The 15075-nt window shown below is 31.5% G+C and carries 13 protein-coding genes; 11 read left to right on the forward strand and 2 right to left on the reverse strand.

The annotated features are described in order from the left end of the window. On the reverse strand, window positions 1–612 hold a 612-nt coding region (locus MR593_RS11545), incomplete at its 3' end, for an NAD-dependent protein deacylase (protein ID WP_290693015.1). A 224-nt stretch (window positions 613–836) separates the two neighbouring features. Between MR593_RS11545 and MR593_RS11550 the strand changes: the two genes are divergently transcribed. Beyond that, window positions 837–2327, forward strand: coding sequence for an SH3 domain-containing protein (locus MR593_RS11550; protein WP_290693017.1), 1491 nt, complete (start codon window positions 837–839; stop codon window positions 2325–2327). Between the two features lie 205 nt (window positions 2328–2532). On the opposite strand, the gene MR593_RS11555 is transcribed toward MR593_RS11550, so the two are convergent. Further along, window positions 2533–3201 carry a hypothetical protein gene (locus tag MR593_RS11555; protein WP_290693019.1) on the reverse strand — a complete coding sequence of 223 codons (669 nt, stop codon included), beginning with the start codon at window positions 3199–3201 and terminating at the stop codon, window positions 2533–2535. Window positions 3202–3365: 164 nt separating this feature from the next. On the opposite strand from MR593_RS11555, the gene MR593_RS11560 reads away from it, so the two are divergent. The 10 genes from MR593_RS11560 to MR593_RS11605 all read left to right on the forward strand — a co-directional run. Next, complete coding sequence (locus tag MR593_RS11560; protein ID WP_290693021.1) at window positions 3366–7667, forward strand: PolC-type DNA polymerase III; 4302 nt, start codon at window positions 3366–3368, stop codon at window positions 7665–7667. Window positions 7668–7883: 216 nt separating this feature from the next. Further along, window positions 7884–8345: a ribosome maturation factor RimP gene (gene rimP / locus MR593_RS11565; protein ID WP_290693023.1), complete on the forward strand. Its 462-nt coding sequence runs from the start codon at window positions 7884–7886 to the stop codon at window positions 8343–8345. A 25-nt stretch (window positions 8346–8370) separates the two neighbouring features. Next, window positions 8371–9558, forward strand: coding sequence for a transcription termination factor NusA (gene nusA / locus MR593_RS11570; protein ID WP_290693025.1), 1188 nt, complete (start codon window positions 8371–8373; stop codon window positions 9556–9558). A gap of 34 nt (window positions 9559–9592) precedes the next feature. Then, window positions 9593–9868, forward strand: coding sequence for an RNase P modulator RnpM (rnpM, locus tag MR593_RS11575; RefSeq protein WP_290693027.1), 276 nt, complete (start codon window positions 9593–9595; stop codon window positions 9866–9868). After that, window positions 9858–10163, forward strand: a complete 306-nt coding sequence (locus tag MR593_RS11580; RefSeq protein WP_290693029.1) for a L7Ae/L30e/S12e/Gadd45 family ribosomal protein — start codon at window positions 9858–9860, stop codon at window positions 10161–10163. The genes rnpM and MR593_RS11580 overlap by 11 nt, the downstream gene beginning before the upstream one ends. A gap of 26 nt (window positions 10164–10189) precedes the next feature. Beyond that, a complete protein-coding gene (gene infB / locus MR593_RS11585) occupies window positions 10190–12118 on the forward strand; it encodes a translation initiation factor IF-2 (RefSeq protein ID WP_290693031.1) in 1929 nt (642 codons plus the stop codon). Window positions 12119–12139: 21 nt separating this feature from the next. Further along, window positions 12140–12523 (forward strand): 30S ribosome-binding factor RbfA, encoded by a 384-nt coding sequence (gene rbfA / locus MR593_RS11590; RefSeq protein ID WP_290693033.1) that lies wholly within the window; start codon window positions 12140–12142, stop codon window positions 12521–12523. A 1-nt stretch (window position 12524) separates the two neighbouring features. Beyond that, entirely contained in the window at window positions 12525–13499 is a 975-nt protein-coding gene (locus MR593_RS11595) for a DHH family phosphoesterase (protein WP_290693035.1), read from the forward strand. Window positions 13500–13509: 10 nt separating this feature from the next. Next, a complete protein-coding gene (gene truB, locus MR593_RS11600; RefSeq protein WP_290693037.1) occupies window positions 13510–14424 on the forward strand; it encodes a tRNA pseudouridine(55) synthase TruB in 915 nt (304 codons plus the stop codon). A 28-nt stretch (window positions 14425–14452) separates the two neighbouring features. Beyond that, window positions 14453–15075, forward strand: a 623-nt coding sequence (locus MR593_RS11605; RefSeq protein WP_290693039.1) for a riboflavin kinase, incomplete at its 3' end; no start/stop codon positions are given.

Raw genomic sequence — 15075 nt, forward strand, 5'->3', positions numbered from 1 at the left:
AAAACTAGCAGCAGGATAAACAACTAAAGAAGTACCACCTATTATCAACAAATCAGCAGATGATATAGCCCTTATAGCACCTTCAACAGTAGCATTATCCAAGCCCTCTTCATATAGAACAACATCTGGCTTTACAACTGAACCACATTGATCACAATGAGGAATATTACCGCCAAGGTCTAACATGCCATCTAAGTCAAAGAATTTATGACATTTAGTACAGTAATTTCTATGTACAGAGCCGTGTAATTCGTATACGTTTTTACTTCCAGCCATTTGATGAAGTCCATCTATATTTTGAGTTATGACAGCATTTAATTTTCCCATTTCTTCTAGTTTAGCTAAAGCCTTGTGTGCGTTGTTTGGTTTTGCTTCTGGATAAATTAATTTATCTTTATAAAATTTAAAAAATTCATCGGGATATTTAACAAAAAATGTATGTGAAACTAATTGTTCAGGAGTAAAGTTTTTGTTTAGTCTTTCGCTGAATAATCCAGAAGAACTACGGAAATCGGGAATATTTGATTCAGTAGATACACCCGCTCCTCCAAAGAAAACTATATTATTACTTTTTTCTATAAGTTCTTTTAATTCCTTTATTTTATCATTCATATTAGGACCTCCTAAATTAATCTATATTTATATGATATCAAATTATTTGATATTTATAAATAATTAAAAAATTTATATTTATTGTGCTGATTATAAAGGAATTTGCTTTAATTTTAATGAATAAGTAGATATATGAATTTTTTGAAAAAATAATATTAATTTGTAAATATAGGGGTATATATTTATAATATAAAAGGGACTAAAAAAGAAAAAAGGAGATTTATATGAATTTTAATAAAAAAATAGTATTAACTAGTGCTGTAGTGTTGCCGTTTTTTATGGGGACGATAAATGCACAATCTAATGAGGGTATAGTTACATCATATGGGTTAAATGTGAGAAGTGGCCCAGATAAATCATATGATGTAAAGTTTGTAATTAGTAAAGATGATAAAGTCACAATTGAGGATTCTTCTAATGGATGGTATAAAATAACTACCAAAAGTGGAAGACAAGGATGGGCAAGTGCTAAATACATAGACATAATCGAAAATCAAACGACTACGATTAAAAAGGTATCAGCTTCATCACTTAATATGAGAAAGGGTCCATCTACATCTTATGATATAATAACAAAATTAACTAAAGGTCAAGAGGTTGAGGTTATTTCAGTTGAAAATGAATGGGCAAAAATAAAGTACAATTCAAAAGTGGGGTATGTATCTAATAAATATTTATCAGACGAGATAGATAGTAGTGTAACGATAAAATATGTAAATACATCGTCGTTAAATGTAAGAACAGGTCCATCGACAGATTATAAAGTACTGACAGTTTATAAATACGGACAAGAGGTTAAGGTAGTTTCTATAAACGGCAGTTGGGCAAAAATAAAATACAAAGATGGATACGCTTACATATCAAATAAATATTTAACTGATAAAATACCTGATAATGAAGATTGCGATAAAAATGAAGGGAATACTGAAAATAACAATCAAGGTGGATTAAAAACTACATATGAAAATTTAAGTTATTCCTTTGATACTATGGTTGATTACGAGTATAAATTATCACAAAAAGGATACAATAAAATTAGAGCTAATATATCTAGTGATTACTCAAATTCTAATAATTATATAAATGCAACTAAAACAGATTTAAAAAAATATTTAAATCCAGATAATTTTACTTCAAACAGCAATGGAAAGCTTCAATTTTTAAGAATAGATAAGTATCGCTCTGGTATAACTGCAAGTGAATTGAATGCTTATTTTTCAAAATACTGTCAGTCACATAGTGTATTTTTAAATAAGGGACAAGCATTTATAGATGCAGCTAAGAAATACGATTTAGATGTAACTTATTTAGTTGCGGCATCTATGCTTGAGACAGGACATGGAATTTCTAAACTAGCTCAGGGAGTTTATGTAACTGATTCTTCAGGTAATCAAGTCAAGGTTTATAACTTCTTTGGGATATCTGCATATGATGGAACTGCTGTATCATCAGCTTCTCAATATGCTTATAAAAAGGGATGGACTTCAGTTGATAAAACTATCGATGGTTCAGCTAAATGGCTATCTGACAATTACATACATAGCAGTAAATATAATCAAAATACTCTATACAAAATGAGATGGAGTTACAATACAGGTCATCAATATGCTACAGACGTGGATTGGGCAGTTTGTATAGCAAAATTGATGAATAAGATAGTTCCTTATTACAATGATTCTACTACTTTGGAGTATTTGGTGCCTAAATACAAATAATGATAACTAGGAAAATCTAAAATTTCAAATTTTAGATTTTCCTTAATTTATAACACATAGGAAAGGGTAGCGTACTTGCTACGCCAAGTACTTAAATTATATTCATTTTTAAATTGTGGATAAATATAATTTCCGTATATGTGTTTCAAGAAAATCTACATTATGGATCTTTAAAATAAAGATTTTCTTATAATTTTTACATGCTTTAACATAAAACTTTTATGCGATTTTCTAAATTATTTTCTGAAACTATATTTTTTAAGTTTCCGTAGTTATATGTCGCCAAGGCATATTCCTTCATTTTTTCAAAAATATACTTTTCGATGTAGCTTTCAAAATTGACAATATCTTTTCCTATATTCCAGGCATTTATTTCTCTTAAAATTGTATTTTTCTTAAATTGCAGGACGTAATCTTCTAATTCTAAGGGCAAATTTTTTTTATAGTAAAAACGATCCTTTAAGTCGATATTGTATTTTACTATGGAATTTGCAATTGAAGTAATTATATCACTTGAGGTCGATTTTATAGTAGATAAATTTGGATCTAATATGTGGCCTATTTCATGGCATAGAGCACATTTTCCTATAAAGTATATGTTTTGCTTTGTGATAGGAATATTTTCAGTATTGAAGGAATTTATAAATAGATAAAAATTATAGCAAAATGACAAAAATCCGTTTTGGGAAATAACTACAACACCTAATTTGGGAAGCGCACAAATTGGAATATTGCTTTTTTTATAGTAAAATAAATGAATTTGCTTTTGATTTATATTCATTTGGGATAAAGCATTTGTGAATAGTTTTTTACATTTTAATTCTTTATAGTAAATAGGTATTTTTTTTATATCATATATATTTGAGCAAGTCATTTTATACCTCCAAATATAAGACCTTATTATAATAATATTAAAAAAAAATAAAAAAGAGCTAATCCAAAAAAATAATTTACTTTGGAAGGTATTATTTAAAAAAATATGATATAATTTTACTTTAAAAAGCAAAATCTTGAGATGAAAGGGGATGTCATATATAAATGGATAGTATAAACGATTATTTGAGCAAATTAGAAATTGAAAATGATTTTTTATATAAGAGATTAAAAGATGTTCTTGTAACAAAGGTTGTTTATTATAAAGAGAATAAGATTTTCTATATGTATTTATCGTCCAAGGAAATAATTTCTTATGACATTTTATCATCGCTTAGGGAGGCTTTGTTAGATGAGCTAGATTATTTTTCTGATATAAAAATAAAGATGAGATACAATGGTTTGTCTCGTAAATCTAATAAAGACATAGTAAAAAAGAACTGGGATAATATACTTCATATACTTAGAGATATCTGTCCAGCTATTGAGGGATGGAAAAAACAGGTCGAATATATGTGTATAGATGATACCTTGAAAATAAAAATACCTAAGAGTATTTTTTACGATAAATTAAAATCTAAAAACTGTGAACATATAATACACAATGTTTTTTTAGAAGAATTTTCTATTGAGCTAAAGGTTGTTTTAGAAAAGGCTGTAGATGAAAAAATAGATACTAAAAAGATAATTGAAAAAATGGATAGAGAATTAGAAGAAAAGATCAAGGAGATGGAAATTTCTGATTCTAAAAAAGAAGAGGATGAAGAAGGTGCATATGTAATAAAAGAAGAAGATCGCGAAGATGAAAATATCATATACGGAGAAAATGTAAATGCAATATTCGAGCATATTTGCGATATAAATCAAAATATGAGGACTGTATGCATAGTTGGAGAAATATTTAATATAGAAATCAAAGAACTTAAAAATGGAAAAATTCTTCTTATAGCAGATGTCACAGATAATACGAGCTCTATAAGTTGCAAGCTGTTCTTAAACGATATGAACCAAGATAAGGTTTTAAGCAAAATAACTGAAGGCACTTATGTAAAAATCAAGGGAGACGTATTACACGATGCGTTTAAACGCGAGCTTACAATGACTATAAGTGGTATTAGACTCGAACAAAAAAAATACAGACAGGATACTAGTCCTAAAAAACGTGTAGAGTTACACGCACATACTCAAATGTCTTCAATGGATGCACTATGTCAAACTAAAAAGCTAGTAAAACAGGCTGCTACATGGGGGCATAAGGCAATAGCTATTACAGACCACGGTGTAGTTCAGGCGTTTCCTGAGGCTATGGATGCAGGCAAAAGCAACAATATAAAAATACTCTATGGAGTTGAGGGGTATTTAGTTGAGGATAATGCGCCTATTATAAAGGATTCAAATGATAAGGAATTGTCTCAGACATTTGTAGTATTTGACTTAGAGACTACTGGTTTTTCGAATAAAAACGATAAGATAACTGAAATCGGGGCTGTCAAGGTCCAAAATTTCGAGATTGTAGATAGATTTAATGAGTTGATAAATCCAGAGAAGGATATATCATATAAGGTTCAGGAGTTGACCGGTATAACTAACGATTTGATAAAGGATAAGCCTACAATTGAAGAAATTTTGCCTAAGTTTATGGAATTTGTAGGAGATAGTGTGTTAGTTGCGCATAATGCTGAATTCGATATAGGGTTTATAAATCAAAAATGCAAAGAAATGGGTATAAAATTTGAAAATAAAAGTGTAGATACTTTAATGTTAGCTAGAATACTTCTACCTCATTTGAAGAGATTTAAGCTTAACAATCTTACGAAGGAGCTAGGAGTACCTCTACAAAATCACCATAGAGCGGTAGATGATGCTGCTGCAACTGCACATATATTTATAAAATTCTTGGATATGCTTCAAAAAAAGGGCGCAAAAAAATTAAGCGATGTCAATGAAATATTGGGAGGTATAGACTACACGAAGCTTAAGACAAAGCATATTACTTTAATAGCTCAAAATTTAGTCGGCATTAAAAATTTATACAAGATAGTATCTGATGCTCATGTAAATCATTTTTACAGAGCACCGAGAATATTAAAAAGTGTACTTATGGAGCATAAAGAAGGAATTATCGTCGGCTCAGCTTGCGAGGCTGGAGAAGTTTTCCAAGCTGTCAAGCAAAATAAAAGCGACGAGGAAATAAAAGATATTATAGATTTATACGATTATATAGAGGTAATGCCTATAGACAACAACAGGTTTATGATAAACAACGGTGAAGTAAAGGATGAAGATGAGCTAAGAGAATTAAATAAAAAGGTAATAGAAGTAGCAAAGAGATTTGGTAAAATTCCAGTAGCTACAGGCGATGTTCACTTCATAGAAAAGCACGAGGCGATATTTAGAAGGGTACTCAAGTATTCTCAAGGATTTAGTCTAGATGAAGAGGAGACTTATCTTCACTTTAGAACTACAGATGAGATGCTAGAGGAATTTAAATATTTAGGTGAAGAGCTGGCGTACGAGGTTGTAGTCGAAAATACTAATAAAGTTGCAGATATGGTAGAGGATTTTTTACCTATACCAGACGAAACATTTCCACCTGTAATAGAGGGCTCAGATACTGAGCTTAGAGAGATGTGCTATTCAAAGGCGAAGAGAATCTACGGGGACCCAATGCCTGAAATAGTCAAAACTCGTCTCGACAGGGAGTTAAACTCTATAATCAGCAATGGCTATGCAGTTATGTATATAATCGCGCAAAAGCTAGTTACAAAATCTCTAGCAGACGGCTATCTAGTTGGTTCTAGGGGTTCTGTTGGATCTTCACTTGCTGCTACAATGAGTGATATAACAGAGGTTAATCCGTTACCGGCACATTATATATGCGAGAATCCAGATTGCAAATATTCTTATTTCTTTGAAGTAGGTGAGTGGGGTTCTGGAGTAGATTTACCAGACAAAAATTGTCCTAAATGCGGCAGAAAGCTCAAAAAGGATGGCCATGATATACCTTTTGAGGTTTTCCTTGGGTTTGAAGGAGACAAAGAGCCAGATATAGACCTTAATTTCTCAGGTAGTTATCAGCCAGTAATTCACAAATATACAGAGGAGTTATTCGGTGAGGGTCACGTTTACAGAGCTGGAACTATAGGTACAGTTGCAGATAAGACTGCCTATGGATATGCTAAAAAATATTCAGAGGAAAATAATTTAGATTTAAATAGTGCAGAGATTTTAAGACTTGCAAAGGGATGTACAGGAGTCAAAAGAACGTCAGGACAGCATCCAGGAGGTGTTATGGTTATACCAGACTATAAAGAGGTCTACGATATTACACCTATACAATATCCAGCAAATGATACGTCCTGTGGCGTTATAACGACACATTTTGACTACCATTCTATAAGTGGTAGAATATTAAAGCTTGACATTCTAGGACACGACGTTCCGACCATAATAAGAATGCTTGAGGATATTACAGGTTTAGATGCGACAGATATACCTCTAGATGACAAGGAGACCATGTCAATATTTACATCTACAGAGGCGTTAGGAGTAACTCCAGAGGAAATAAACTGTCCAATAGGTTCTCTTGCTATACCAGAGTTTGGAACATCATTTGTTAGACAGATGCTTCTTGATACGAAACCGACTACATTTGCAGAGCTTGTTCGTATAGCTGGACTTTCACACGGTACAGATGTTTGGCTAAATAATGCTCAGGATTTAGTTGTAAATGGAACAGTTGAATTTAAAGAGGTTATATCTACACGTGACGATATAATGAACTACTTATTGTTTAAGGGATTGCCTCCTAAAATGGCATTTACAATTATGGAGCACGTAAGAAAGGGTAAAGGATTAAAGCCAGAATTTATTGAAGAAATGAACAAACATGATGTGCCTGAATGGTATATTGAGTCGTGTAAAAAGATAAAATACATGTTCCCTAAGGCACATGCTGTGGCATATGTAATGATGTCATTTAGACTTGCATACTTTAAAGTGCATTATCCTGCTGCGTTTTATGCTACTTATTTTACGACTAAGGCACAGGATTTTGATGCAGATTTAATTGTAAAAGGACTTGACAGTATTAAGAAAAAGATAGATGAAATACACGAATTAGGAAATGATGCAACAGCAAAGGACAAGACAATGCTTACTGTTTTAGAGGTTGCACTTGAAATGTACGCTAGAAAAATAAAAATAATTCCAGTAGATATTTATAAATCAGATGCGACTAAATTTCAGGTTGTAGACGATAAGACAATACTTCCACCTATGATAGCTCTACAAGGTGTGGGTGAAAATGCTGCTATAAATATTCAAAAGGAAAGGGAAAACGGCGAATTTATATCTAAAGAGGATCTGAGAAAGAGAACTAAAATTTCTAAAACAGTAGTAGAGACACTTTCAAATCACGGCTCTTTAAATGATATGAGTGAAAAAAATCAGCTATCTTTATTTTAAAAATTTTACAAAAAAATGAAATTTACTGTATACAAATCAAAAAAAATAGTGTAAAATATAACAATTAAAAAGGTATTTATGCAAAAATACTTGTAAATAAAAAAATTTTATGTTATAGTAATAGAAAAATAGTATATGGCAGAAGATAAGAGTGAGGCAGTTGTTCTCACTCTTTTGTTTTAAATATGTTATAATACAACTGAATAGGAGGCATAAATGAAAAAGAATATTGAATCTATAGTTGAAGAATTAGTATTGCCTATTGTGGATGCTAAGAATATAGAGTTAGTAGATGTAGAATATGTAAAAGAAGCGGGACAATTTTATTTAAGAATCTACCTTGAAAAAGAAGGCGGTATTACTTTAGATGATTGTGAAGCTGTATCAAGAGAAATAAATCCTATATTAGACGAAAAAGACCCAATCGAAGAAAATTATTTCTTAGAAGTATGTTCACCAGGTCTTGATAGACCTCTTAAAAAGGAAAAAGACTTTATAAGATACGCAGGAAGAGACGTAGAAATCAAATTATACAAACCTTTAAATGGAACAAAACAGCTTGAAGGAGAGCTTGTAGGTTTAACTGAAGACAAAAAAATAAAAGTTATAATAGATGATAATGAAGTTGAGTTTGATAAAAAAGAAATCGCTATAATCAGACTTGCGGTGAAATTTTAGCGGTATTAAATAGGGAGGAATAAAAATGAAACAAGAAATTGTAGATCCAAAGCAAGATTTTATGGACGCGTTAGACGAATTAGAAAAAGACAGAGGGATAAATAAGGAAATTATAATAGATACTATAGAACAAGCACTTTTGACTGCTTACAAAAAGAACTTTGGTTCAGCTCAAAATGTAAGAGTTGAAGTAGATAGAGAAGACGGAGAAGTAAGGGTATTCTCTCAAAGAAGAGTAGTAGATGAGTCAGATTTATACGATACTTTCTTAGAAATAGAATTAGCAGATGCAAGAAAAATAGACCCAAGCTACGAATTAGGAGATATAATAGAAAATGAAGTAACTCCTAAGGATTTCGGTAGAATAGCAGCTCAAACTGCTAAACAAGTAGTTGTACAAAGAATAAGAGAAGCAGAAAGAGAAATCGTATACAATGAATTTATCGAAAAGGAAACAGAAATAGTTACAGGTGAAATAGCTAGAGCCACTTCAAAAACTGTATATGTAAATGTAGGAAAAATAGAAGCTTCTATGCCAGAATCTGAACAAATTCCTGGAGAAGAGTATAAAGCAGGTCAAAAGATAAAAGTATATATACTAGAAGTTAAAAAGACTAATAAAGGACCTCAAATAGTAGTTTCAAGAAGTCATCCAGGTCTTGTTAAGAGATTATTTGAAAAACAAGTAGAAGAAATATACCAAGGTATAGTTCAAATAAAATCTGTTTCAAGAGAAGCTGGTTCAAGAACTAAAATAGCAGTTCAATCAATAGACGAAAGAATAGATCCAATCGGTGCTTGTGTAGGTACTAAAGGTTCAAGAGTAAGAGCTGTAGTAGATGAGTTAGGTGGAGAAAAAATCGATATAATTAATTACAGTGATGATCCAGCTGAATTTATATCAGCAGCACTTAGCCCATCAAAAGTTGTAAGAGTAGACGTAAATGAAGAAGAAAAAACTGCTCTTGTAGTAGTTCCTGATTATCAATTATCTCTAGCAATAGGTAAATCTGGTCAAAATGCAAGACTTGCAGCAAAACTTACTAACTGGAAAATAGACATAAAAAGTGAATCACAAATAAAAGAAGAAATGGAATTAAAAGCTGAAGAAGCTATAGAAGATGATTTTGTAGAAGAAATCGAAGCTACACCTGAAGTAGAAGATATCGATTTAGAAGTTTCAGATGATTTAGATTCTGATATTGAAGAATAATCTCAACTAGTATAAAGTTAAGGAGGGATTGCTTTTGAAAAAAGTAAAGAAAATACCTCAAAGAAAATGCATAGTATGTCAAGATAGGGATTCTAAAAAAGAGCTTATTAGAATTGTCAAAAACAAAGAAGGTGAGATATTTTTAGATCCATCTGGCAGAGCAAATGGTAGAGGTGCATATATATGTAAAGACTCTGAATGCTTGAAAAAAGCCATAAAAACAAAAGCTCTAAACAGGGCTTTTAAGATGGAAGTTTCTGATGAAGTATATGAAAAATTATTGACGGAGTTAGAATCTTATGACAAATAACAATCAAAAAATTCATTCTTATATAGGCCTAGCTATGAGAGCTGGAAAAGTCGTGTCAGGAGACGATACAACTTTAAAGGAGCTCAAAAAAGGCAGGGTAAATTTAATAATAGTAGCCGAGGATGCTTCAGATAATACCAAAAAATTATTCAAAGATAAATCGGCTTATAGAAAGGTAGACCAAATACTATTTTCAACAAAGGTAGAGCTTGGTTTATCTATAGGAAAATCACCGAGAGCGGTGATAGGCATAAAGGATAAAAATCTATCACAAAAGATTTTAGAACTTATGTAAGTAAAAATTTAATAGGGGGTGATCTTGTGGCAAATACAAGAATAGACCAAATTGCAAAAGAAGTAAAAGTTTCAAATAAAGAAGTTATAGCTAAATTAGCTGAATTAGGAATTGAAGTAGAAAACGAAAATTCAGAAATAGACGAAGAAGACGCACAATTAGTGACAGAATTATTATTAGAAGAAAATGGAAAGAAAATAAGTGTAGATGGACCTTTAACAGTTCAAAATCTAGCAGATGCTGTAGGAAAATCAGTTTCAGAAGTAATAATGGAACTTATGAAAATGGGAACTATGGCAACAATAAATCAAGAGGTTACTTTTGAAGTAGCAGCTTTATTAGCTCAAAAATATGGATTTACATTAGAAGCAGTTGCAAGTGATGTAGATGCAGAAGAAGAAATAGAAAAATTAATGGAAATTGAAGAAGATAGAGAAGAAGACTTAAAACCAAGACCACCAGTTGTAACTGTAATGGGACACGTTGATCACGGTAAAACATCTCTACTTGATGCAATCAGAAATACTCGTGTAACATCAAGTGAAGCAGGTGGAATAACTCAACATATAGGTGCATCTGAAGTATCTATAAACGGACAAAAGATAGTATTTTTAGATACTCCAGGACATGAAGCCTTCACATCAATGAGAGCAAGAGGGGCTCAAGTAACAGATATAGCAATACTTGTAGTTGCAGCAGACGACGGTATAATGCCTCAAACAATAGAAGCTATAAACCACGCCAATGCAGCAGGTGTACCTCTAATAGTAGCAATAAACAAAATAGATAAACCAGGTGCTAACCCAGAAAAAGTTAAAAAAGAATTAGCAGATGAAGGTCTACTAGTAGAAGACTGGGGTGGAAACGTAATATCTGTAGAAGTTTCAGCTAAGAAAAATCAAAATATAGATACATTACTAGAAATGGTTCTATTAGTTGCAGAAATGGAAGAATTACGTGCAAATCCTAACAAGAGAGCAGTTGGTACTGTAATAGAAGCTCAACTTGATAAAGCTAGAGGACCAGTTGCTACAGTTTTAGTTCAAGGCGGAACTTTAAAAGTCGGCGACCCAATAGTTGCAGGTATTGCTTCTGGTAAAGTAAGAGCGATGATAAATTCAAAAGGAAAAAGAGTAAAACATGCAGGTCCATCGACAGCAGTAGAAATACTTGGTCTATCTGAAGTACCACAAGGTGGAGACCAATTCGTCGCTGTTCCAACAGATAAGATAGCTAGAAATATTTCTGAAAAGAGACAATTAATCCAAAGAGAAGAAATGCTTAAATCTTCTCAAAGAATGTCACTTGACGATTTCTTCAACCAAATGAATGAAGGTCAAGTAAAAGACTTAAATGTAGTAATAAAGGCAGATGTTCAAGGTTCAGTTCAAGCCGTAAAACAATCACTTGAAAAATTATCAAATGAAGAAGTTGGCGTAAATGTAATCCACGGCGGTGTAGGTGCTATAAACGAATCAGACGTATTACTAGCTGCTGCATCAAATGCTATAATCATAGGATTTAACGTAAGACCAGTATCAGGTGCTGAATCTTTAGCAGACAAAGAAAACGTAGATATAAGAACATATACAATAATTTACAAAGCTATAGAAGATATACAAGCTGCTATGAGCGGTTTACTAGATCCAGAACTAAAAGACGAAGATACAGGAAAAGCTGAAATAAGAGAAGTATACAAAATTTCAGGTGTTGGTTCTGTTGCAGGTTGCTATGTTACAAGCGGTAAGATATTCAGAAATTCTAAGGTTAGAATTGTCAGAGACGGTATAATAATCCAAGAATGTGAAATATTAGCACTTAAGAGATTCAAAGACGATGTAAAAGAAGTTAATAGTGGCTTTGAATGTGGTATGAGCTTTGTTAATTACAACGACATAAAAGTAGGCGATGTAATAGAAGCCTACATCCAAAAGGAAGTAAAGAGAGAACTATAATTAACAAAAGAGGTTGATATAATGGCATCAAATAATAGAACACGTAGAATAGCAGAAGAAATTAGAAAAATAGTAAGTACAATGCTAATTAATGGAATAAAAGATCCAAGAATAAATTCTCTAGTAAGTGTAACTGATGTTGAAGTTACAAGCGATTTAAGCTATGCATATGTATATATAAGCATTCTAGGAGGAGATGAAGAATCTACACTAGAAGGTTTAAAAAGTGCATGTGGGTATATAAGAAGAGAAGTTGGAAAAAATATAAAAATAAGACATATTCCAGAAATTATATTCAAAATAGACGATTCTCTATTAAAGGGAATGTACATGGATGAATTAATCAAAAAAGTCAATAATGGATATAAAAATTCATCAGAAGAAGATGAAAAAGACGGTGAATAATATGGATAAGATTATTAATTATATAGATGAGGGTAACTATTTTATAGTTACCTCTCATGTAAATCCAGATGGAGACAATATAGGCTCTACTCTATCTATGTACTACTATCTAAAATCTATAAATAAAGACGTCTACTATGTTTTAGACGACGATATTCCTATTAATTTAAAATTTTTATTAAGCGATATAGAAGTTTTAAATTCTGAAGAATTCGAAAAGTTAAATTTAAAGGATTTTAGTATAATATCACTAGATTGTGGAGATTTAGGGAGAATATGCTTAGATAGAGAATTAATAGACAAAGCTTCAAAATTAATTTGTATAGATCATCATGCTAGCAATCAAAGCTTTGGCGATTTTAACTATATAATACCTGAAGCGTCTTCAACTTGTGAACTCGTATATAATATATTCAAAAGAATAAATCAAATACAAAATACACAGGTTATGGATTCTAAAATAGCGACTGCATTATATGCAGGTGTAGTAACCGATACAGGTAAATTTACTTATTCTAATACTAGTCCTAGCACATTTGATATGGCAAAGGAGCTTTTAGTATTAGGAGCTGAATCTAATAAAGTTATCTGCGAGGTTTACGGAAACAACCCTTATAATTACTATAAGCTATTGGGAGAAGCGTTAAATACACTTAATATAATAGATACTAAGGTAGCTGTTATAACGCTTACTCAAGATATGTTATCTAGAAATAACGTAAGCTTCAAAGATACAGATGGTATAACACCTTATTGCAGGGATATTGAAAATGTGGAAGTAGGGATTTTAGTAAAAGAAAAATCTCAGGATGAAATTAAAATAAGTCTTAGATCTAAAAATTACGTAGACGTAAGCCAAATTGCAAAGGCGTTTAACGGTGGAGGTCACGTGAGAGCTGCTGGATTAACTGTATTTGGCGAAACTATACAAAATGCAACTAAGATGGTAGTAGATGAGACTTTAAAGTATATTTAAGGATGATATAATGAATAAAATTGTTAATATTTTAAAGCCAACAGGAATGACATCTCACGACGTAGTAAGTTGTGTTAGAAGAATATTAAATATCAAAAAAGTTGGTCATACGGGAACTTTAGATCCAGATGCAGCGGGAGTACTTCCTATATGTTTAGGTAGAGCTACAAAAGTAAGTGAACTTATTTTAAATAAGGACAAGTCCTATATATGTGAATTAACACTTGGAATAGAGACTGACACGTACGATTCATCAGGTACTATTTTGTATAGAAATGATGGCTGTAGTATAGACAAATCAAAAATAGTACAGGCTTTTAAACTACAAGAGGGCGAAATAGATCAAATTCCACCGGTTTATTCAGCTTTGAAGGTAGGCGGCAAAAAAATGTGCGATTTAGCTAGAAAAGGAAAGGCTGATTCAATAGAGATAAAGCCTAGAAAAGTCAACATAAAAAAAATCGATATTTTAAATATATCTGATAATAAAATAACTTTTTATGTAGAATGTTCGAAGGGGACTTACGTGAGAAGTATATGTCATGATGTAGGCGCTTATCTAGGATGTGGTGGACATATGTCCTTCTTACTTAGAACTTCATCTGGAAGATTTGACCTAGAAAATTCTATAACTCTAGAGCAATTAGAGGAATTTTCTAAAAATGGTACTTTAGATGAATATTTATACGATGTAGATTATGTTCTAAATAATTTATTGGAGGCTGATTTAAAGCCGAGTGCCAAAAAATACTATACAAATGGCGGAACTATTGATTCGAAGCGATTTACTGTAAAAGGATTGAAAAATCACGATGAAAAAACCTACCTTGTAAGAGTTTATTGTCAAAATATTTTTATAGGTGTAGGAAAAATATCAAAAGATAATAACACTATTACTTTAAAAAGTGATAAACTCTTTATATAGTAAATAATATTTCGGTGGGGAAAAAATAATGATAGTTATAACATCTTTAGACGAATTAGAGCAAATAGAAAAAAGTTCTGTCACAATAGGGAAGTTTGAAGGGCTACATAAAGGTCATAAAGTCCTTATAAAAAAGACTGTAAATTATGCAAAAGAAAATAATATCAAAAGCGTAGTATTTACTTTTGCAAATAATCCAGCCAATTTTTTTGAAAGTGAAAAAGTAAGAAAGATTATTACTGATAAAAGCAAAATAGATAGTATGAGAGACTTAGGAGTCGATGTTGTTTTAAATATACCATTTGATGAATCTATGACTAAGATATCAGCTATAGATTTTGTGGAAAATATTTTAGTAAAAAAATTAAATGTAGAAAAAGTATATGTGGGGCATGATTTTACTTTTGCAAGGAATAAAGAAGGAGATGCAAATTTATTGAAGGTATTAGGTGGAGAATATAATTTCGATGTGGACATAATAAAACCGATAAAAATAAATAATATAAGAGTCAGCAGCACATATATAAGAGATTTATTGGCTCAAGGTAAAGTTGATAAAGTAAAAGATTATTTAGGAAATAATTATACGGTAGAGGGAGTAGTTGTAAGTGGAAAGCAAATAGGTAGAACTATCGGGTTTCCTACTGCAAA

Origin of the sequence: Intestinibacter sp., from assembly GCF_022780145.1 — a bacterium.
Lineage (GTDB): Bacteria > Bacillota > Clostridia > Peptostreptococcales > Peptostreptococcaceae > Intestinibacter.

Excerpts from the sequence above, each read along its gene's own strand:
- MR593_RS11550 (WP_290693017.1), top strand. The coding sequence starts at position 837 with ATGAATTTTAATAAAAAAATAGTATTAACTAGTGCTGTAGTGTTGCCG.
- MR593_RS11555 (WP_290693019.1), bottom strand. The coding sequence starts at position 3,201 with ATGACTTGCTCAAATATATATGATATAAAAAAAATACCTATTTACTAT.
- MR593_RS11560 (WP_290693021.1), top strand. The coding sequence starts at position 3,366 with ATGGATAGTATAAACGATTATTTGAGCAAATTAGAAATTGAAAATGAT.
- rimP (WP_290693023.1), top strand. The coding sequence starts at position 7,884 with ATGAAAAAGAATATTGAATCTATAGTTGAAGAATTAGTATTGCCTATT.
- nusA (WP_290693025.1), top strand. The coding sequence starts at position 8,371 with ATGAAACAAGAAATTGTAGATCCAAAGCAAGATTTTATGGACGCGTTA.
- MR593_RS11580 (WP_290693029.1), top strand. The coding sequence starts at position 9,858 with ATGACAAATAACAATCAAAAAATTCATTCTTATATAGGCCTAGCTATG.
- rbfA (WP_290693033.1), top strand. The coding sequence starts at position 12,140 with ATGGCATCAAATAATAGAACACGTAGAATAGCAGAAGAAATTAGAAAA.
- MR593_RS11595 (WP_290693035.1), top strand. The coding sequence starts at position 12,525 with ATGGATAAGATTATTAATTATATAGATGAGGGTAACTATTTTATAGTT.
- truB (WP_290693037.1), top strand. The coding sequence starts at position 13,510 with ATGAATAAAATTGTTAATATTTTAAAGCCAACAGGAATGACATCTCAC.